At 59.3% G+C, this 21,424-nt stretch carries 13 protein-coding genes; 7 read left to right on the forward strand and 6 right to left on the reverse strand.

Annotation, left to right across the window (positions count from 1 at the left end):
* Positions 1-29 precede the first annotated feature (29 nt).
* On the forward strand, positions 30-1,277 hold the full coding sequence (locus BBDE_RS04860; protein WP_003840393.1) for an SPFH domain-containing protein: 1,248 nt from the start codon (positions 30-32) through the stop codon (positions 1,275-1,277).
* Positions 1,278-1,457: 180 nt separating this feature from the next.
* Positions 1,458-2,294: a hypothetical protein gene (locus BBDE_RS04865; RefSeq protein WP_228369759.1), complete on the forward strand. Its 837-nt coding sequence runs from the start codon at positions 1,458-1,460 to the stop codon at positions 2,292-2,294.
* 96 nt (positions 2,295-2,390) lie between these two features.
* Here the strand turns inward: BBDE_RS04865 and BBDE_RS04870 are convergent, their stop codons facing one another.
* From BBDE_RS04870 to guaA, 4 genes are all read right to left on the reverse strand, one after another.
* On the reverse strand, positions 2,391-3,020 hold the full coding sequence (locus BBDE_RS04870; RefSeq protein ID WP_003840389.1) for a response regulator transcription factor: 630 nt from the start codon (positions 3,018-3,020) through the stop codon (positions 2,391-2,393).
* Positions 3,021-3,034: 14 nt separating this feature from the next.
* Entirely contained in the window at positions 3,035-4,555 is a 1,521-nt protein-coding gene (locus tag BBDE_RS04875; protein WP_003840387.1) for a sensor histidine kinase, read from the reverse strand.
* On the reverse strand, positions 4,552-6,309 hold the full coding sequence (locus tag BBDE_RS04880; RefSeq protein ID WP_003840385.1) for a histidine kinase N-terminal 7TM domain-containing protein: 1,758 nt from the start codon (positions 6,307-6,309) through the stop codon (positions 4,552-4,554). Before BBDE_RS04880 ends, BBDE_RS04875 begins: the two co-directional genes overlap by 4 nt.
* Positions 6,310-6,516: 207 nt before the next feature.
* Positions 6,517-8,079, reverse strand: a complete 1,563-nt coding sequence (gene guaA / locus BBDE_RS04885) for a glutamine-hydrolyzing GMP synthase (protein WP_003840382.1) — start codon at positions 8,077-8,079, stop codon at positions 6,517-6,519.
* A 454-nt stretch (positions 8,080-8,533) separates the two neighbouring features.
* On the opposite strand from guaA, the gene BBDE_RS04890 reads away from it, so the two are divergent.
* The 4 genes from BBDE_RS04890 to BBDE_RS04905 all read left to right on the forward strand — a co-directional run bounded on the left by BBDE_RS04890 (position 8,534) and on the right by BBDE_RS04905 (position 16,262).
* Entirely contained in the window at positions 8,534-11,011 is a 2,478-nt protein-coding gene (locus BBDE_RS04890) for a phosphoketolase (protein ID WP_003840380.1), read from the forward strand.
* A gap of 170 nt (positions 11,012-11,181) precedes the next feature.
* Positions 11,182-12,882 (forward strand): phosphate acetyltransferase, encoded by a 1,701-nt coding sequence (gene pta / locus BBDE_RS04895; protein WP_003840378.1) that lies wholly within the window; start codon positions 11,182-11,184, stop codon positions 12,880-12,882.
* 90 nt (positions 12,883-12,972) lie between these two features.
* Positions 12,973-14,202: an acetate/propionate family kinase gene (locus BBDE_RS04900; RefSeq protein ID WP_003843955.1), complete on the forward strand. Its 1,230-nt coding sequence runs from the start codon at positions 12,973-12,975 to the stop codon at positions 14,200-14,202.
* 236 nt (positions 14,203-14,438) lie between these two features.
* On the forward strand, positions 14,439-16,262 hold the full coding sequence (locus tag BBDE_RS04905; RefSeq protein ID WP_012902108.1) for an acyltransferase family protein: 1,824 nt from the start codon (positions 14,439-14,441) through the stop codon (positions 16,260-16,262).
* Positions 16,263-16,341: 79 nt separating this feature from the next.
* Here the strand turns inward: BBDE_RS04905 and BBDE_RS04910 are convergent, their stop codons facing one another.
* Entirely contained in the window at positions 16,342-17,700 is a 1,359-nt protein-coding gene (locus BBDE_RS04910) for a nucleobase:cation symporter-2 family protein (RefSeq protein ID WP_003840373.1), read from the reverse strand.
* 62 nt (positions 17,701-17,762) lie between these two features.
* A complete protein-coding gene (locus BBDE_RS04915; protein ID WP_003840370.1) occupies positions 17,763-18,344 on the reverse strand; it encodes a xanthine phosphoribosyltransferase in 582 nt (193 codons plus the stop codon).
* A gap of 188 nt (positions 18,345-18,532) precedes the next feature.
* Between BBDE_RS04915 and BBDE_RS04920 the strand changes: the two genes are divergently transcribed.
* Entirely contained in the window at positions 18,533-21,154 is a 2,622-nt protein-coding gene (locus BBDE_RS04920) for an ATP-dependent helicase (RefSeq protein ID WP_390622462.1), read from the forward strand.
* Positions 21,155-21,424 lie beyond the last annotated feature (270 nt).

A 21,424-nucleotide genomic window follows, 5' to 3' on the forward strand; every position in this document is an offset into this window, starting at 1 on the left:
GAAACGGTTTTTCATGAAAGGAGAAGATCATGGGACTTCTGAAGGCAGGCGTCGGGGCGGCTGGCGGCGTATTGGCCGATCAATGGCGTGAGTACTTTTATTGCGAGGCTCTGGACGCCGATACGTTGGTTGCCAAGGGCGAGAAGCGTGTTGGCAAGCGCGGATCCAACACCAAGGGAGAGAACAACGTTATCTCGGACGGCTCGATCGTGGCGGTAGCCGACGGCCAGTGCATGATGATCGTCGAGAATGGTGCGGTGGTTGACGTCTGCGCCGAGCCCGGCGAATTCGTCTACGACACGGGTACTGAGCCCTCGGTGTTCTCGGGCAAACTCGGCGACATGGTCAAGAAATCGTTCGAACAGGTGGGGCGCCGCTTTACTTTCGGCGGGGACGCTGGCAAGGATCAGCGCATCTACTACTTCAACACCAAGGAGATCGTAGGCAACAAGTACGGCACCGCAAGCCCTGTGCCGTTTCGCGTGGTCGACGAGAAAATCGGTTTGGATGTCGACATCACCGTGCGCTGTAACGGCGAGTACTCCTACAAGCTGGTCGATCCGCTGATGTTCTACAAGAACGTCTGTGGCAACGTCGAGAGCGCCTATACGCGCGATCTCATCGACTCGCAACTCAAGAGCGAGCTGCTTACGGCCCTGCAGCCGGCTTTCGCCCGCATCAGCGAGATGGGCATTCGCTACAGTGCCGTGCCCGCCCACACCAGGGAGCTGGCCGATGCGCTCAACGAGGAACTTTCGCACGAGTGGAAGGAGCGGCGTGGCATCGAGATCGCGGCCTTTGGCGTAAATACCATCTCGGCGCCCGAGGATCAGGAACAGATGATTCGCGACCTGCAGAAGGCGGCCGTCATGGCCAATCCTGCGATGGCGGCGGCCAACATCGCCTCGGCGCAGAGCGATGCCATGCGTACCGCTGCGGCCAATCCTGCCGGTGCCGCCATGGGCTTTATGGGCATGGGCATGGCCAGCGGTATGGGTGGCATGAACGCCGCGCAGCTCTTTGGCCAGGCGTCTCAAGCGCAGCAGGCTCCCGCTCAGGCGCAGCCTGCTGGTGCAGCTGGCGGAGTTGCGGCGGGTACCGGCACGGCGGCAGCGGGAGCCGCCTGGACCTGTTCGTGTGGTGCTCAGAACACCGGAAAGTTTTGCGGCAACTGCGGGAGCCCTAAGCCCGAGGCTGCAGGACCCTGGTTCTGCACCAACTGCGGCACCCAGAACACGGGGAACTTCTGCTCTGGCTGCGGGAGTAAACGCCCGTAGCCAGAAGATGCGGGGTCACAGGACGATGGCATGATGTCGCGCGCATAAGTCGCCGTCGACAGCCGGCTTGGCTGGCGTGTTATAGGGTACGTATCCCAGTCCGAAGTGGCCGTCGGCGGCCCTGTGATCCCGTTTGTCTCATTCAATAAAAAGCAAGATCGCGTGAGAAAGGAGCACGCCATGAAAAAGAAACTCAACTCCCTTATTGCTGTGGCCCTGTGTGCGCTTGCTACATGCTTCGTGCTCGTCGGTTGCTCACCCGTTTCCGGTGGCAAGAACGCGAAGATGGTCGGTTACTGGGAGCTTGTCAGCGGTACTTCCGGTGGTCTTGAAATTACCGAGGACGACGTCAAGACCATGTCGGAGGAGGGGTCACAGTGCATCCTGCATCTAGGCGATGACGGTAAGGCTACGCTCGATCTCTTTGGTGATATCGAAGACGCGGCGTGGGACATGGACAAGGCGACCGTGGACTTCGATGACGAAGATGGCGTTTTGGTGCTCTCCGGTGATCGCCTGACCCTCTCCAATAGGAATGATGATGACGAGAAGCTCGTCTTTAAGAAGGGCGACGACAGCCTGAAAGAAAAAATCAAGAAGGATCGCAAGTCGCAGGAGGAATCCAACGAGAGTGCCGATGTTGCCAGCGGAAACGACGCCAAGACCGAGAGCGTGGCAATTGACCCGGTGGTGACCATCGCCGACGATGAGACCGCGACCATTACCGCAACTGCCCGTGTTGTGGACGAAAACGGCATGGCCGGCATCATGTTCTCGATTACCAACAACAGTGAGGCCAGGATCTGCATGCATATGCTCGACGATTCCACCGTCAACGGCGGCACGTATGAAAACTACTTCTACGGGGACGTCTCACCGGGGGAGACAGCCAACGAGATCTGCGCTTACGACGGCCTTACTTCGATAGACGAGTTGAAAGACATTCATGCCCAGCTCAGTGTGTACGACAGCAAGACCTTTGCCGACATCGCGATCTACGATATCAACATCGAGTAAGAGATGTGATGGCATTGGCTGGCTCGTGAGATAGCAAGGCGACGAGGCGGCCGGGGATGGTAATCTCCCGGCCGCTTTTTGCTGGGGATACTTCGATTACGCCTCGTCGTTCAAGCCGGGAACGATATTGCCCTCGGCCACCGCATGCACAGCCAGGCGCAGGATGTTGTCGTAGCCGGTCTTGGCGAGAATTTCGCCGATACGCCGCTTAACGGTTCCCTCGCTCATGTAGAGCTCGGCCGCGATCTCTTTGCGCGTTTTGGCCTCGCACGTCAGTCGTAGGATCTGAATCTCTACGTCCGTGAGCGAGGCTGTGCCTGAAAAGATCGAGTCAGGCGTTTTTTGGGGAAAGGTCTGGTAACCCGAGGCGGTCGAGCGCATGACGGCCATGAGTTCGCCGATGCCGACGTTCTTGTATACAAAGCTGTCGACGCCGGCGGCTTTTGCCTGCTCGACAAAAGTAACTTCGGGCATACCCGTCATGATGACCACGCGCACCGTGGGGTCCGCCTCCTTGATGCGCCGGGCGGCCACGATGCCGTTGGAGCCGTTCTCGGTGCAGACGTCCATGAGCACGAGTCCGCATCCGAGTCTGGCTGCGCGCTCAGGGGCCTCAGTGGCGTCTGCGAGGCTAGCTGCGACGTGCATGTCCTCCTGGGCGTTTATCGCGCAGGCCAGGCTCTCGCGTAACATCGCCTGATCCTCAACGAGCAGAACTTCAATCATTGCCAGTCCCCCCTCTATGCAAGCGGCTCCATCGTAGGCTGTTGCGTCGTGCGGCACGGTGTTGTTGCCCGTTCCCTCGTGCTCCCGCTAACGGGGATTTCGACACGAACCGTGAACGTCGGCTCCCAGCCCACGCTCAGCGTACCGCCCAACGATGCTATCTCTCTTCTCATTCCCGTGATGCCGCCCCGTTCAATAAGCGGTTGTGGTGACGACTCGCCATCGTCGGTGATGACGAGGTGGGCTGTGCCGCCAGTACACTCCAGCTCAACAAAAACCTGTTTGGCATGGGCATGCCGACATGAGTTTGTGCAGGCCTCTCGGATTATGTGCGTGAAGGCTACGCCGGCACTGCCCTCCGGAAGCTTACCGTTCATCTTAATCGCGACGCCCACCAGCGCAAAAGCCGATACAACGGCTTCGAGCTCGGTGGAAGCGTCGGCTTCCGTGCCACGGCGCAAATCGACCATGACGGATGAGAGGAGCCGCTCGAGTTCGGCAACCGATGCGGGGTCGGTCATGCCCATCTCGAGATAGCGATGGAGAATCGAGAGCCGCTGCCCAATGACGTCGTGCACACGCGAGCGCATACTCAGGTAGGCGGAGGCTTGTGCCACGCGCTCGATGTCGGCAAGGCGCATCCGTAGCTCGGTGGCGGCCTCCTCAAGTTCGCGGTTGGTCTTGGCGAGGGCCGCATTTGCACGCGCTGCCTCGGTGACGTCGAGGCATACGATTCTTCTCAGGGGACGGTGGCCGCCGGTTGTATCTCGGACGAATAAACACGTTGTGCTATCGGGAAGATTCACCAAAAGGCGGTCTTTATCCTCCATTAGCGTCTCGGGCACGCCTAGGAAGTCTGCTTCAACGGCCAAGTCGCGGCCGATTTCGGAAAGGCTTGCCCACAGCTGGGTCTGATCTCCGAGGTCGCAGGGCAACTCCAATGCAGAGAGGCATTCCCTCATCCGCACGTTCATAAAGGTGGATCCGCCGGTGGGGCCGATGACCAGTACGCCCGCGGGCATTCCCATTAACGTTTCGGCCGTGCTGAGTTCCGAAAGGCCCTCTGAGCGTCTGACGAGATCGCGAGCGATTCCAGAAAGTCCGCGGAACAGGAACCAGGTTAGGTCGAGCAAGGCAATTAGGTTCCATAACGTGCTGAGCGCGGTGATGGCCGCTGGTGTGCACAGGGCCATGAGCAGGGCGTCGAACATAAAGTCGATGCGTCTTGCACGTAATGCGAGGGCAAACGTCCATGCTGCAAAGAGCGCGTTGATCCATAGCACGTCAAAGGCGGGAAAGGATGCCAGTGCCCGGGCCAGGACCGGCGCACCGATGAGCCCTGCACCGACGGTGAGGATTAACGCAAGGGCCAGGTGACCCAGAATCGCAGCCTCGAGGATGCACATGAGCCGCCTTGATTTCGGAGCCGTCTGAAACGCAACCAGGAACAGGTGGACCACCTGAAGGCTTGCGCACACGAACTCGCCGGCAACCACGAGCATCAGGCAGGGCTCGTTGAGCAAGAGCGGGTTCATACGCACTCACCGCCTTTTACGCGGGCGAGCAACACTAGCTGTCCGGTATTGCCGGTCAGCGCGTAGATGACGTCGCATTTGTCTAGGCGTTCCCGCAAGGCCTGCGTGCGGGGTAGTGAGCTAAGGTCTTCTTCGTCGTCGGATTGTAGATGGGCCCGTAGCTCAATCAAGCCGTCATCGCGTTCGCCAAGATGATAGATGAGTGCTGGAGACGAGCATTCGAATGCCATAAAGGCCATGTCGTAGATGCAGTCGTAGAGCGTGCTCGCCTGCTGGGCCGCAACGGGATGGTCGAGATTGACGAGAGCGGCGCAATCGATACCGACGGCGCGCAGATCACAGGCCAGCTCGTTAGCGATAAGGCGGATACGGTCGCGGTCAAGCTCCGGGTCGGCCGCTTCTGCAAGGACGAGCGAGCCCTTGCGCTTGCAATAGGCAACGAGCATGCGCGCACGTTCCAGCTGTCGCTGGCGAGCGTGTGGCTCGGTCGGCAGGTTGTTCAACAACGCTGTGACCTCGGCCATGGACGCGGATAGTGCGGCGTCGACATCGTCCACAAGGCGCGACTTCACCTCGAGTTCCGTCAGTAGCTCGACAAGCTCACGGTCGTGTTCGAGGGCCTCAAGGTCGCGTTTGAGTTCGGTGCCTTGTTTGCCCAGGGTTCGGTTGAGCTCGTTGAGTCCGCTCATGTCTTGGGTGAGGAGCGCCGTTCCGCCAGAAAGCGGCCAGACGATGAACAGACTGTCGGGGAGGCCTGGCAGTCTGAACGATCCTGGCGCGCCGTGATTTGCGCGGTTGACGGCGTTTGCATTCAGCGGGCCGGCCACTTTGGTCTGGTGATACAGAGAGCCGTTGCGTGACAAGATCTTGAGATCGAAAGGAAGATCGTCGAATACCTTTTTGAACGACCTCGTGGAGGGGATGAGCCCTACGTCGAGGCAGAGTTCGAGTGTCACCATGACGATGATTCCGTACACGAGGGAGAAGTTGAACGAAACCGCCCATTTCGCACGGAGGGCGTAAGCGGCGCAAAAGAGGAGTCCTGCCGTTGCGACCGTGGCTGCTGGCACCACGAGACCGCGCATTGCGCTTCTGCTCGAGCGCCACAAAACGCAGAAAAAGGCGAGGTAATACAGGGTATTGTAGGCAAAGAAGGCCCAGTAGGCAGGGCCGTAGGAGTACATGCCCACAAGGCCCGGGTTGGGTACGTCAAAGGTAAAGAAGAGCCGGTGGACGTCGTTGGTGAGCGCGAGCACGGCAAGCACGATGCCGAGCGCTATGCAAGCGGTTTTAAGCCGTACAGCCGTTTTGCCAAGCTCAATGCCGGCTGACTTCAGCGCGCAGGAAAGGCAGAGCGGTGGCAGACAGGCCATGGGGATGTAGTAGCCGTACCAGAGGTAGCGCGCAAGCTTGAGGTCGGTCGTGTTCCATTTGATGGTCACGGCCGTGAGCCACAAGGTGAGTATCACGGCTATGGCGGCAAGGCGACGTGAGATTCGCGGGTCGAGGCAACGCAGGTAAGCCATGACGCCCCAGAACGAGAACACGATGCCGAAGATGCAGTTGAGAGCGGTGCGATCGATGAAAGAGAAGGCACTGGCGTTATCGGAGGACGGCACGGGGGCCGAGGGAGGCCAGGCGCAGGCGAGGGCGATTACCAACGCAAGGTAGAGGAGGGTGACACTCGCGCATATGGTGGTCAGGAGGCCGCGGCGTGAGCGTGTGAAGATGGACAAAACGGTGCCGTTGGGCATATGAACATCTCCCCGTTACAGAAAAGTTGATAGCGCGCCGAAAGTGAGTGCTGGCACTTGGCATCTATCTGATATCCTGCCCATGCACATGCGAAATAGGCCCGCATGGCATCTTGACTTACGGCTAAGCGCGACGATGGCATCCATGACAGCATGCGTCATGGATGCCATCTATCGTATCGTGCACGTATATCGCACGTATTCCTGTTACTCCCACTCGATGGTTGCCGGCGGCTTGGAGGTGCAGTCGAGTACCACGCGGTTGATTTGGCGGCATTCGTTGGTGATGCGCGTCGAGATGGTGGCCAGTACGTCGTACGGAATGCGAGACCAGTCGGCGGTCATGGCGTCTTCGGAAGACACCGGGCGCAGCACGATCGGCGAACCGTAGGTACGCTCGTCGCCCTGCACGCCCACGGAATGCACGTCGGCGAGGAGCACGACCGGGCACTGCCAGATGTCGCGATCCAGACCGGCCTTTGACAGTTCCTCACGGGCGATGGCGTCGGCTTCGCGAAGCAAGTCCAAACGTTCCTTGGTGATTTCGCCGATGATGCGGATGCCCAGGCCCGGTCCCGGGAACGGCTGCCGCCAGACGATCTCGTCCGGCAGGCCAAGTTCGGTGCCGATGGCGCGCACCTCATCCTTGAACAGGGTGCGCAGAGGCTCGACGAGCTGGAACTTGATGTCATCCGGCAAACCGCCCACATTGTGATGCGACTTGATGTTGGCCGCACCGTCGCCACCGCCGGATTCCACGACATCCGGGTAGAGGGTGCCCTGCACGAGGAACTTGACTTCCTTGCCGGAAGCGCCGGCTTCCTCGATGACCTGACGCTGGGCCTTCTCGAAAGTACGGATGAACTTCTCGCCGATGATCTTGCGCTTCTTCTCCGGCTCGCTCACGCCCTTCAGCGCGGTGAGGAAGTCCTCGGAAGCGTCGACGGCGATGAGTTTGATGCCCGTGGCCTCGACGAAGTCGTGCCTGACCTGCTCGGCCTCGCCCTTGCGCAGCAGGCCGTGATCAACGAACACGCAGGTGAGCTGGTCACCGATGGCCTTATGTACCAGCGCCGCGGCGACGGCGGAATCCACACCGCCGGACAGACCGCAGATCACCTGGGCGTCGCCGACCTTGTCGCGAATCTTCTTCACTTGGTCTTCGATGATGCCGGAGGCATCCCAGTTGTTCGGCAAGCCGGCGCACTTGTGCAGGAAGGTTTCGATGAGCTGCTGTCCCATCGGGGTGTGCTTGACCTCCGGATGCCACTGCACGCCGTACAACTTGCGGGATTCGTCCTGCATGGCTGCGACGGGGGCGCCTTCGGTGTGTGCCAGCACTTCGAAGCCTTCCGGAGCGGTCTTGACGGCCACTCCGTGGCTCATCCATGTGTTCTGCTCGGCAGGGGAGCCTTCGAGCAGGCCTTCAGCCTCATCGATGGTGGTCTCGGTCTTGCCATACTCGCCCAAAGCCGCCTTGTCGACATCCGCTCCCAGCGCATAGGCCATGGCCTGGAAGCCGTAGCAGATGCCCAGCACGGGGACGCCAGCCTCGAACAGCTTCTTGTCCACGCGCGGGGCGCCGGGTTCGAACACCGAAGCCGGGCCGCCGGAAAGGATGATGGCCTGCGGATCCTTGGCCAGCATCTCGTCTACCGGCATGGAATGCGGCACGAGTTCCGAATAGACGTTGGCCTCACGCACGCGACGTGCGATCAGCTGGGCGTACTGGGCTCCGAAATCAACAACGAGCACAGGACCTGTCGCCATAACACTCTCCCTTGGTACGAGGTAATTAGAAACCGACAATGATAATGGCTCCATTGTGGCGGTGCAAGGCGACATTGGAAACGCTGTAAACACAAGGTGAACGAATCTCACAATTGCTTACTATGTTCGACTCAACACGCCGCGAGTGAACATCGTAAAACGAACGTGGCTATATGTCTCAATCGATTGAAAATCGTTGATATTGAGCCGTTTATAACCCCTTTTCATGATACTGCGAGTATTCACAAAAGCCCCGATAAAAGCTCTCAGTTTGTATCAAAATAACAACATTTGCGCACACAGTCGCAAAAAAACAGCCAAAAGTCGCACCTCGCTCGTAATATGCTCAAGTGATTGGGAATGAACCAGCCGCGCAACCGCAAGGTTTTGCGAGGTTCAGGACCTAATGAAAATAAACAATCGCACAACACAGTGCAGGAGTACAGGAGTACACATGACGAGTCCTGTTATTGGCACCCCTTGGAAGAAGCTGAACGCTCCGGTTTCCGAGGAAGCTATCGAAGGTGTGGATAAGTACTGGCGTGCAGCCAACTACCTCTCCATCGGCCAGATCTATCTGCGTAGCAACCCGCTGATGAAGGAGCCCTTCACCCGCGAAGACGTCAAGCACCGTCTGGTCGGCCACTGGGGCACCACCCCGGGCCTGAACTTCCTCATCGGCCACATCAACCGTCTCATCGCTGATCACCAGCAGAACACCGTGATCATCATGGGCCCGGGCCACGGCGGCCCGGCTGGTACCGCTCAGTCCTACCTGGACGGCACCTACACCGAGTACTTCCCGAACATCACCAAGGATGAAGCTGGCCTGCAGAAGTTCTTCCGCCAGTTCTCCTACCCGGGCGGCATCCCGTCCCACTACGCTCCGGAGACCCCGGGCTCCATCCACGAAGGTGGCGAGCTGGGTTACGCCCTGTCCCACGCCTATGGCGCTGTGATGAACAACCCGAGCCTGTTCGTTCCGGCCATCGTCGGCGACGGCGAAGCCGAGACCGGCCCGCTGGCCACCGGCTGGCAGTCCAACAAGCTCGTCAACCCGCGCACCGACGGTATCGTGCTGCCGATCCTGCACCTCAATGGCTACAAGATCGCCAACCCGACCATCCTGTCCCGCATCTCCGACGAAGAGCTGCACGAGTTCTTCCACGGCATGGGCTATGAGCCGTATGAGTTCGTCGCCGGCTTCGACAACGAGGATCACCTGTCGATCCACCGTCGTTTCGCCGAGTTGTTCGAGACCGTCTTCGACGAGATCTGCGACATCAAGGCCGCCGCTCAGACTGACGACATGACTCGTCCGTTCTACCCGATGATCATCTTCCGCACCCCGAAGGGCTGGACCTGCCCGAAGTTCATCGACGGCAAGAAGACCGAAGGTTCCTGGCGCTCCCACCAGGTTCCGCTGGCTTCCGCCCGCGATACCGAGGCTCACTTCGAGGTCCTCAAGAACTGGCTCGAGTCCTACAAGCCGGAAGAGCTGTTCGACGCCAACGGCGCCGTGAAGCCGGAAGTCACCGCCTTCATGCCGACCGGCGAACTGCGCATCGGTGAGAACCCGAACGCCAACGGTGGCCGCATCCGCGAAGAGCTGAACCTGCCGGCCCTCGAGGACTACGAGGTCAAGGAAGTCGCCGAGTACGGCCACGGCTGGGGCCAGCTCGAGGCCACCCGTCGTCTGGGCGTCTACACCCGCGACATCATCAAGAACAACCCGGACTCCTTCCGTATCTTCGGACCGGACGAGACCGCTTCCAACCGTCTGCAGGCCGCATACGACGTCACCAACAAGCAGTGGGACGCCGGCTACCTGTCCGCTCAGGTTGATGAGCACATGGCCGTCACCGGTCAGGTCACCGAGCAGCTCTCCGAGCACCAGATGGAAGGCTTCCTCGAGGCCTACCTGCTCACCGGCCGTCACGGCATCTGGAGCTCCTACGAGTCCTTCGTGCACGTGATCGACTCCATGCTGAACCAGCACGCCAAGTGGCTCGAGGCTACCGTCCGCGAGATCCCGTGGCGCAAGCCGATCTCCTCCATGAACCTGCTCGTCTCCTCCCACGTGTGGCGTCAGGATCACAACGGCTTCTCCCACCAGGATCCGGGTGTCACCTCCGTCCTGCTGAACAAGTGCTTCAACAACGATCACGTGATCGGCATCTACTTCCCGGTGGATTCCAACATGCTGCTCGCCGTGGCTGAGAAGTGCTACAAGTCCACCGACATGATCAACGCCATCATCGCCGGCAAGCAGCCGGCCGCCACCTGGCTGACCCTGGACGAAGCTCGCGCCGAGCTCGAGAAGGGTGCCGCCGAGTGGGAGTGGGCCTCCACCGCCAAGTCCAACGACGAAGCACAGATCGTGCTCGCCTCCGCTGGCGATGTCCCGGCTCAGGAGATCATGGCCGCTGCCGACAAGCTCGATGCCATGGGCATCAAGTTCAAGGTCGTCAACGTTGTGGATCTGGTCAAGCTGCAGTCCACCAAGGAGAATGACGAAGCCATCTCCGACGCCGACTTCGCTGACCTGTTCACCGAGGACAAGCCGGTCCTGTTCGCCTACCACTCCTATGCCCGCGACGTGCGTGGTCTGATCTACGATCGCCCGAACCACGACAACTTCAACGTCCACGGCTACGAGGAGCAGGGCTCCACCACCACCCCGTACGACATGGTGCGCGTGAACAACATCGATCGCTACGAGCTCGTTGCCGAAGCTCTGCGCATGATCGACGCTGACAAGTACGCCGACAAGATCGACGAGCTCGAGGCCTTCCGCAAGGAAGCCTTCCAGTTCGCAGTCGACAACGGCTACGATCACCCGGATTACACCGACTGGGTGTACTCCGGCGTCAACACCAACAAGCAGGGTGCTGTCTCCGCTACCGCCGCAACCGCCGGCGATAACGAGTGAGCCTAGGCGTTACAGCCTGATCGCTTGAATAAGACCCCCGAGGGACTTTGTTCCCCCGGGGGTCTTTACATTGCGCACGTAAGATGGACCCCGACACCCCGATCCACATAGGTGCACTCATAATCGTTCACGCATTACAATTGCTGATGGTGTGAACAACGCAGTCACCCATGCATATGAATGAAGGAATAGGAGACACCGTGAGTCTTACCAGCGTCACCATCATCAGCCCTGAAGCCGCGAACGGTCGCAATGTCGTGGCCCTAGGAGTCGTCACAGCACTGGCGTCCATCAAGAAGACCGCAGTGTTCCGCCCGGCCGTATGCCGTAAGGATACGTTCACCGACATCCTGCTTGAAGCCAGCAACACCGGTCTGACCCGTGAACAGTCCGTCGGCGTCTGCCCACGCCGCGCCCGTGAAGACAAGGCGGGTTCTCGCGCCGACATCGTCGCCGCATATACCGAGGCCATTGAGGCCGCACAGCCCGAAGCCGTCGTCATCGTGGGCACCGACAAATCCCCCGTCAATGATCCCGCTCTTTTTGCATTCAACGCCGATATCGCCGCCGACCTTAAGGCCCCCGTTCTTTTGGCCGTCTGTACCATCAAACGTACTCCGGAACAGGTGAGGTTCACCGTCGAAGCTTCCACCGCCACCATCGAGGCGGCCGGCACCAAGGTCGTCGGCGTGTTCATCACCGGATGCAAGGACGATCAGCCGGAAGCCCTGCATGCTGAATTCGCGGATTATCCGGTTCCCGTATGGACGCTTCCCGCAGTCGATTTCAGCGAGGAAGGTGCCGTCGCAAAGGCCTCCGAAGCGTTCTCCTTCAACGTCGACACCGCCGACCTTCTGGCGGCAATCGACGCACCGTTCGAGGTGCCGACTACGCCATATGCCTTCCAGTACAGCCTACTAGGCAAGGCCAAGGCCGATAGGAAAACCATCGTACTGCCGGAAGGCGAAGAGGACCGTATCATCAAGGCGGCCGATTACCTACTGGAGCGTGACGTCGTCGACCTGATCATCGTGGGCGACGAGAACGCGATTTTGGCCCGAGGCGAGGAACTGGGCCTGAAATCCCTGAGCAAGGCGAAGTTCCAAGCCATGGATGATGAGGAAGTGCTCACGCCGATGGTCGCCAAGCTGTGCGAACTGCGCGCCAAGAAGGGCATGACCGAGGATCAGGCGCGTAAGCAACTGACCGATGCCAGCTATTTCGGCACCATGCTCGTGGTGCTCGGCCTGGCCGACGGTCTGGTGTCCGGATCCGTCAACTCCACCGCCAACACGGTTCGCCCGGCATTGCAGGTCATCAAGACCAAACCGGGCACCTCGTTGGTTTCCGGTGCGTTCCTCATGTGCTTCAAGGATCATGTGGCCGTATTCTCCGACTGTGCCATCAACCTGAATCCGAACGCCGAACAGCTGGCGGAAATCGCCATCCAGTCCGCCGAAACCGCCAAAGCATTCGGTTTGGAACCGAAAGTCGGCATGCTCTCATACTCTACGCTCGGCTCCGGCAAGGGCCCGGATGTCGATTTGGTCGAGGCAGCCACCGCAATCGTCAAGGACAAGGCTCCTGAACTGGCCGTGGTCGGTTCCATCCAGTTCGATGCCGCCTGGTCGCCGACCGTAGCCGCAACCAAGGCTAAGGGCGATCCGGTTGCCGGACACGTTAACGTGTTCGTGTTCCCGGACCTGTGCGCCGGCAACATCGGCTACAAGGCCGTGCAGCGCTCTTCCGGCGCGGTGGCGGTCGGCCCGGTGCTGCAGGGGCTGAATCGTCCGGTCAACGACCTGAGCCGTGGCGCCACCGTGCAGGACATCATCAACACCGTTGCCCTGACGGCCATCGAAGCCCAGTAATACGGCATTTTGTAGCAAGCAACGAGTAATCTAAGGTTTTGGAAAGTCGCGTAAGCGGCACATCGATATAACACATGGAGGATGCCCACAATGGCGAAAACCGTCCTTGTCATCAATTCCGGTTCCAGCTCTATCAAGTATCAGCTGGTTGATCTTGAAACCGGTGAAGGTATTGCTTCCGGCCTGGTCGAGAAGATCGGCGAGCCGGTTGACGGCCACTACAAGCACGAGTTCAACGGTGAAAAGCATGAGCTGGAAGAGCCGATTCACGACCACGAGCAGGGTCTGAAGCGCGTTCTCGGCTTCTTCGATGAGTTCGGTCCGAAGCTGGACGAAGCCGGCATCGTCGCCGTCGGCCATCGTGTCGTTCAGGGTGGCTCCCTCTTCCCGGATCCGGCCCTGGTCACCGACAAGACCATCAATCAGGTCAAGGATCTTGCCGTGCTCGCTCCGCTGCACAACGGCCCGGAGGCCAAGGGCGCCGAAGTCATGCGCTCCCTGCTGCCGGATGTTCCGCAGATCTTCGTGTTCGATTCCTCCTTCTTCTTCCAGCTGCCGAAGGCGGCCAGCACCTACGCGCTGAACAAGGAGATCGCCGACCAGTACCACATCCGTCGTTACGGTGCCCACGGCACCTCCCACGAGTTCATCTCCTCCGTGGTGCCGGCCGTCATCGGCAAGCCTGCCGAGGGCCTGAAGCAGATCGTGCTGCACATCGGCAACGGTGCTTCCGCCTCCGCCGAAATCTCCGGCAAGCCGGTCGAGACCTCCATGGGTCTGACCCCGCTGGAAGGCCTCATGATGGGTGGCCGTACCGGTGACATCGATCCGGCCGTCGTCTTCCACCTGATCCGTAACGCCCACATGAACGTGGACGAGCTGGATGCCCTGTTCAACAAGCGTTCCGGCATGATGGGCATGACCGGCTACGGCGACCTGCGTGAAGTGCATCGTCTGGTCGGCGAAGGCAATGAGGACGCCAAGCTGGCGCTGGACGTCTACGTGCACCGCATCGTCGGCTACATCGGCAACTACACCGCCCAGATGGGTGGCGTGGACGTGATCACCTTCACCGCAGGCGTTGGCGAGAACGATGACATCGTGCGCAAGATGGTGTGCGACAAGCTCGCTCCGTTCGGTGTCAAGCTGGATGAGGAGAAGAATGCGACCCGCTCCAAGGAGCCGCGTATCATCTCCACTCCGGATTCCGCAATCACCATCTGCGTCATCCCGACCAACGAGGAGCTGGCCATCGCCCGCAAGTCCGCCGCTATCGCCGATGCCGGCCAGGACACCTACGGCAACACCTTCTCCAAGTGATGAGAGGCGTTTCCTCACAAATATAGGGGAGACCCCGTTCGTAAAACCGTGTTTCGAATGCAGTCGCATTGTCGATCGCATTCGAAACACGGTTTCGTTTTTTCGGATGATTGCCGGTCCGATGTGAGACCGCTCGTTGCGTTCATCGCATCGTATGAATGAGGGACGCATGGTAGTACGATACGAAGGTCACGCTTGATGGCGTGCATGTGTTCTTTCGAGGGAAGCGGTTTTTCGTGGTTGGACGACGATTTGTCGGTTTGGATGGGCTGAAGGGCATCGCCCTGATCGCGATAGTGCTCTACCACTGCGATCAGGGCGTCCTGCCCGGAGGATTCCTTGGCGTCGATGTGTTCTTCACCATTTCGGGTTTCCTGATCGTCTCTTCGCTGCTACGACGTATCGATGCCGGCAGGGGCATCGGCTGGGGCGAGTATTATCTCAAACGGTTTCGGCGAATATACCCGGCGTTGCTGGCGCTGATTCCCATCACGGTGGCCATGGCGTGGTTCATCAATCGCGACATGCTCGTCGGTATACGCAATCAGATACTCACCGTGTTGCTCGGCTGCTACAACTGGTACGCCATCAGCAACGGAAGCAGTTATTTCGCGCAAATGAATCCCGACATGTTCCGGCATATGTGGTTCATGTCCGTACTCATGCAGTTTTACCTGCTGGTGCCGATTGCGGTGTACGTGTTGTTGAAAAGCCTACATCGGTGGATTCCCGTATTCGTATTGACCGGATTGGCCATATGCAGCGCCCTGTCCATGGGACTGCGGTACCACATCGACGACGATCCCACACGCGTGTATTTCGGCTCCGATACGCATGCCATGGGATTATGGCTCGGCGCCGCATTCGCTTGGGCGCTGATGCTACTCAGGCACGGCAACGGCCGTGTCTCCGAAACACAGCTGATGGACCGTATTCACGCACGTTGGGGACGGATCGGTCCGATTGCCGCATTCGTAGCGTTATTGGCGTTGCTGTGGATGATGCGTCATATCGGTCAAGGAGCCATGTCTTTCCGCTTCGCTATTGCGTCGGCTTCGACACTGTCCGTAGTATTGATAGCCGGCTCCATTCCCTTCGGATCATGGATGCAGGACTTGCTGGTGTTCAGACCGCTTGCCATGATCGGCCGTTATTCCTACGGCATCTACTTATGGCATTGGCCGTTATGGCTGCTCGTGCGGGCCGTGTTCCCGCAGTGGGGTGCGCGATATGCCGATCGTACACTGGCGGTGACCGTCATGCTGACCGCCGTATTCGCGGTCCTTTCATGGATGCTGTTTGAGCGCCCGGTGGCCCGTGCCGGTTTCATCGCGCTGATTCGCCCGACAGACACATTTGATTCGGATAACGGCCTACGATTGTGGGCCACCGTGCTCGTATTGACCTGTACGTGGAGTTTTGCCGGATATGCCGTTGCCAATGCGCCTGCGCAGACCGGCGTTCAGACTTCGTTGGAAGCCAATGCCAGAATGTTGCAACGTCAGCGGCGACATGACGTCTTGGACAGACGTAAGGTTCCAAGGCCGAAAAGGCCCGTGCATACGATGCCGTCCGGGCACCAAATGACGGCAATCGGCGATTCCGTGATGTTGGCTTCCAGCAAGGGTCTGCAGTCCGTATTTCCTGGAATCGCGGTGGATGCCGAAACCTCGCGTTCAATGCTTAAGGCACAGGGTCTTATCGATCAGGCAAAAGGGCAGTCCGATGGGCTGCGCCAGTGGGTGTTGATCGGGCTGGCCACCAATTCCGTGGTGACGGATGACCAATTGAATGACATTCTTGACGATATCGGACCGGAACATGTACTGGTGCTTATCAATGCGCATGCGCCGGTGTCATGGGTTCCTGGCACCAATGACACGCTGCGGCGATTCGCTGAGGCGCACAGCGACGATGTGGTGTTGGTGGACTGGGATGCGGCGATTTCAGCCCATGCCGACGAGCTTGCCGGAGACGGCATCCATCCGGGAGTGACCAACACCATCTACGCTCAAACCGTCAAGGATGCGATTCAGCGCTGGATTAAGCAAGGCCATTGATCGGTGAAAAACAGCGAAGCCCCCGGTCCGAGGTCGGATCGGGGGCTTCATATACTGATCGTTGTCGATGGGCTGAGCCTTAATCCTCCTGATGCTGCGGAGCGGACAGGAAGTGCTCCTCACTCGGTAGCACCGCGTTGAGAATCACGGCGACCACGAACGCCACCGCGATGCAGTTGGATGCGAAGATCGACTGGAACAGCGGAGGGAAGTTGGTGAAGATGTCGCCGACCTGCGTGAAGCCGATGCCGATGGTCAGGCTCAGCGCGGCGATGGTGATGTTGCGCTGCGTGTACCCCGCTTCGGAGATCATCTGGAAGCCCGACAGGATGATGTTGCCGAACATCATGATGGTGCAGCCGCCAAGCACGGCCTGCGGCAGGGAATTGAACACTTCCGCCACTGCCGGCACGAAGCTGGCCAGCACTAGGATCAGGCCACCCGAAAGAATCACCTTGCGGTTGATGACCTTCGTCATGGCCACCAGACCGATGTTTTGCGCGAAGGAGGTCAGCGGCAGGCAGCCGAACAGTCCGGAGACGGAGGAGATCAGACCATCACCGGCGATGGCGCCGGCGGTTTCCCTGTCGGTGGGCTGACGGTCGAGACCCACCTTGGTGAGGGCTGCGGTATCACCAAGCACTTCCACGGAGGAGACCACATACAGCAATGCGAAGGAAATGATCGCACCCGGATCAAACTCAAGCTGGAACGGCATGAAGTGAGGGACCGACACCACCTGCAGGCTCGAGAAACCGGAGAAATCGACCTTGCCCATGACAATCGCAACCATGTAGCCGACAACCAGGCCGAACAGCACGGACAGCTGCTTGGCGGTGCCCTTCATCAGCAACTGGAACGCGAGGCATGCCACCAGCGAGATCAGACCGAGCGTAAGATTTTGCCAGCTACCGAAATCCTTCGCGCCGGAACCGCCGCCAAAGCTGGTGGCACCGACGGACAGCAGGGAGAAGCCGATGGACGTGACCACAATCGCGGATACGATCGGAGGCACGAAACGACGCCAATATTTGGCCGTCAAACCGAGCACGACCTCCAACAGGCCTCCGAGCACGACCGCACCGGCGACGGCGCCATAGCCCTGATTCTGGGCGATCGACATGGCGGCGGCGACATAGGTGAATGAAATGCCGGTGACCATCGGCAGACGGGAACCGATCAGCCACAGGCCATACAGCTGCAGGCAGGTGCCCAGGCCGGCCACCAGCAGACCGGCCTGAATGATCGTGGCCGACTGCGCGGCATCCATCTTGGCGGCCGAGGCCACCAGAAAAATCGGTGCCAGATTGGCCACGAACATGGCCATGACGTGCTGCAGGCCGAACGGAATGCCCTTCCAGAACGATACGGGTGCGTCCAGGCTGCTCAACGCCTCGAACGAGACACTCGTCTTCGTGATGTTCTTCTCTTCGCTCACAGTAAATCCTCTCTTAATTCATGAATGAGCGTTGTGCAGTGCAATCGTATGAGTCGAAACGACTATGCGCGGAATGTAATGGAACCGGTCTGGGAATCCATCGATTCCACGATCGCCAGCGAATCGACGTCATAGCCTTCCTCGCGGAGCTTGTCGCCGCCACCTTGAAAACCCTTCTCCACGGCGATGCCGATGCCCTCCACCACGGCACCTGCCTTATGACACAGCTCAATCAGACCTCTCAATGCTTTGCCATTGGCCAGGAAATCATCGATAAGCAGCACATGATCGCCCTCATTGAGGTAACGCTTGGAGACGATGACGGGGAATTCCTTCTGCTTGGTGAAGGAATAGACGGTGGTGGTGTACTGATCGCCGTCAAGGTTAATGGACTGCGCCTTCTTGGCGAACACCACCGGTGCATTGCCGAAATGACGGGCCGCCACACAGGCGATGCCGATGCCGGAAGCCTCGATGGTCAGAATCTTGGTGATGGTCTTGCCTTGGAAATGCTCGGCCCAGGCGGCGCCCATATGATCGAACAGTTCCACATCGCACTGATGGTTGAGGAAGGCGTCGACCTTCAACACGTCGCCCGACTTGACGGTACCCTGTTCGCGAATGCGCTCTTCAAGCTCCTTCATGAATCCCCTTAGGTGTTGTCGGCTGCGAACGCAGCATGGTAGGTAGCATGCGGCGAGCCGCATATGGCAGTCAATATACGCGCGTCAATTGACTATCCGAACGTCTTCCTCTGACCTGCGCGTGTGGTAGATATGTATTCCGCGAATATACGATGTCGAGAAGGAAAGTGGAACCGGTGCAGCAGAACATGGGACCCGTCTTGTGCGATCCGCAAACGTTGATCAAGGATCTCAATCCGCAGCAGAGCGAAGCGGTGAAGTACTACGGTCAGGCATTGCTTATCGGCGCAGGTGCGGGATCAGGCAAGACCCGTGTGCTGACACGCCGTATCGCATGGCTTCTGGCTCATGGCATCTGGGCAAGCCAGATTCTCGCCATCACTTTCACCAACAAAGCCGCGGCCGAGATGAGGGAACGTCTCGCCGCAATCGTCGGACCGGAAGCCGAACGCATGTGGATTTCGACGTTCCATTCCGCCTGCGTGCGCATCCTGCGACGCGACGGCGACCAGATCGGCCTGAAATCCGGATTCTCCATCTATGACACCGCTGACAGTGAACGACTGATCAAGCTGATCGGCGCCGATCTGAACATTGACCTGAAGCGCTATACGCCGCGCATGATTCTCGGCAAGATCTCCGACTACAAGAACTCACTGATCTCGTGGAAGGACCAGCTCAAGACCTATGCCGCCGATTACCGGCCGGGGCAACGCGGCTACCAGCTGGGACGGTTCGACAACGTCGAGGAACTGTTCGCCGTGGTGTACTCCGAATACCAGTACCGTCTGGCCCAGGCCAACGCCGTGGACTTCGACGATCTGATTATGCGCACCGTCGAACTGCTCAGAACGTGCCCGCAAGCGAGCGATTATTACCGGCACAAATTCCGTTACATTTTCGTGGACGAGTATCAGGACACCAATCACGCCCAATACGTATTGGTGCGTGAACTTTCCGGCATCGATTCGGGCGAGCAGGCCGATCCGCATGCCACGGGCGCGGGCCGGGTCGGACCCTCCTGGGTTACCGTCGTCGGTGACTCCGATCAGTCCATATACGCCTTCCGCGGCGCCGACATCCGCAACATCCAGGATTTCGAAGAGGACTTCCCGAACGCGAAGACCATCATGCTCGAACAGAACTACCGTTCGACGCAGACCATTCTGGATGCGGCGAATGCGGTGATCGCGAAGAACGAGAACCGCAAGCCGAAGAAACTGTGGACCGCACTCGGCAAAGGCGATCCGATCATCGGCTATGCAGCCGACAACGCGCAGCAGGAGGCCGGCTATATCGCATCCGAAATCACAAGGCTGCATACGGAGGAAGGCATCGCCTACAGCGACATGGCCATCATGTACCGGGCCAACGCGCAATCGCGTTCACTGGAAGAGGCGATGATCAACGCCAACCTGCCATACCAGTTGGTAGGAGGCACCAAATTCTACGAACGCAGAGAAGTCAAGGACGCCATCGCATATTTGCAGGCCATCGTGAACCCCGCCGACGACGTGAACATGCGTCGCATCCTGAACGTGCCGAAACGAGGGCTGGGCGCCCGTGCGGAAGGGCTGGTCGCCATGTATGCGGATCGGCATGGCACGACGTTCTTCGACGGCATCGAACATCTTGACCAGATCGAAGGCATGACCGGACGAACGGCGAAGCCATTGGGAGCGTTCCGCGACCTGATGCACGAATTGGTCGACTTTGCGAAGGCGCATGACGCCAAACCATCCGAAGTGGTGGCGGAGGTGCTGTCCAGAAGCGGACTTCTGGAGGAACTGCAACGCTCCGAAGATCCGCAGGACGCCTCACGCGTGGATAATCTTTCGCAGCTGCAATCCGTAGCGGCGGAATTCGAACAGAACACGCCGGACGCCACATTGGCGGGATTCCTGGAAACCACCGCATTGGTGGCGGATTCCGATCAGTTGCCCGGTGAGAACGAGGATTCCGGCAAGGTCACGATGATGACCCTGCATACCGCCAAGGGCCTTGAATATCCGGTCGTGTTCCTCACCGGCATGGAGCAGGGTACCTTCCCTCATTCACGAGCCATGGAAGATACGAGTGAGCTTTCCGAGGAACGTCGTCTTGCCTATGTGGGCATCACCCGTGCGAAAAGGCGTCTGTATGTGACCCGAGCGGCGGTGCGTGCGCAATGGGGACAGGCCAACGAAATGATGCCAAGCCAGTTCCTCGATGAGATTCCGGAGGATCTCATCGATTGGAAGCGTAAGGAAGCCGGCATGGAACGCATGCGCGGCGGTTGGCAGAGCGGCTTCGACGATGACGACGAATTCGGCGGTTGGGGCGATGACGACTTCGGCACCTCGTCGTTCGGCGGCTCCGGATATGGCTCACGTGGCGGATCCTATGGTGGAACGACCTCATACGGTTCTCGCTCTTCGTATGGAGGATCGTCATATGGCTCGTCATCCTCCCGTGGTGGCTCGTCCTACGGTTCGGGCCGTGCCGCGTACGGTTCGAGTTCGCGATCCTCGTACGGATCGTCTTCCTACGGTTCCGGCAAGTCCGCTAAGGCCGGCAAGGTGACCACCCGTCACACCAAACCGAAGGCGCTTGACAAACCGAGAACCACACCCGCCTCCGCACTGAGCAAGGACAATAACCTCAATATCGAGGATTTCCATATCGGAGACAAGATCACGCACGACCAGTATGGCTTGGGCACCATCGTCGATACGCAGGACAAGGGCCGCAATTCCGTTATCACCGTGGATTTCGGCACGGATGGCATCAAGCGGCTGATGCTGCGCGTGGCGCCTATCGAAAAGCTCTGAGAGCTTTCGACAGGCGCCCTTCGCGGCGGTGCCGCTCACTTCACCTACGTGGAACCCACTGGGTTCCCCGTTTGACGGTTCAGCTATCGAAAAGCTCTGAGAGCTTTCGACAGGCGCCCTTCGCGGCGGTGCCGCTCACTTCACCTACGTGGAACCCACTGGGTTCCCCGTTTGACGGTTCAGCTATCGAAAAGCTCTGAGAGCTTTCGACAGGCGCCCTTCGCGGCGGTGCCGCTCACTTCACCTACGTGGAACCCACTGGGTTCCCCG

Origin of the sequence: Bifidobacterium dentium JCM 1195 = DSM 20436 (genome assembly GCF_001042595.1) — a bacterium.
Classification (GTDB): domain Bacteria; phylum Actinomycetota; class Actinomycetes; order Actinomycetales; family Bifidobacteriaceae; genus Bifidobacterium; species Bifidobacterium dentium.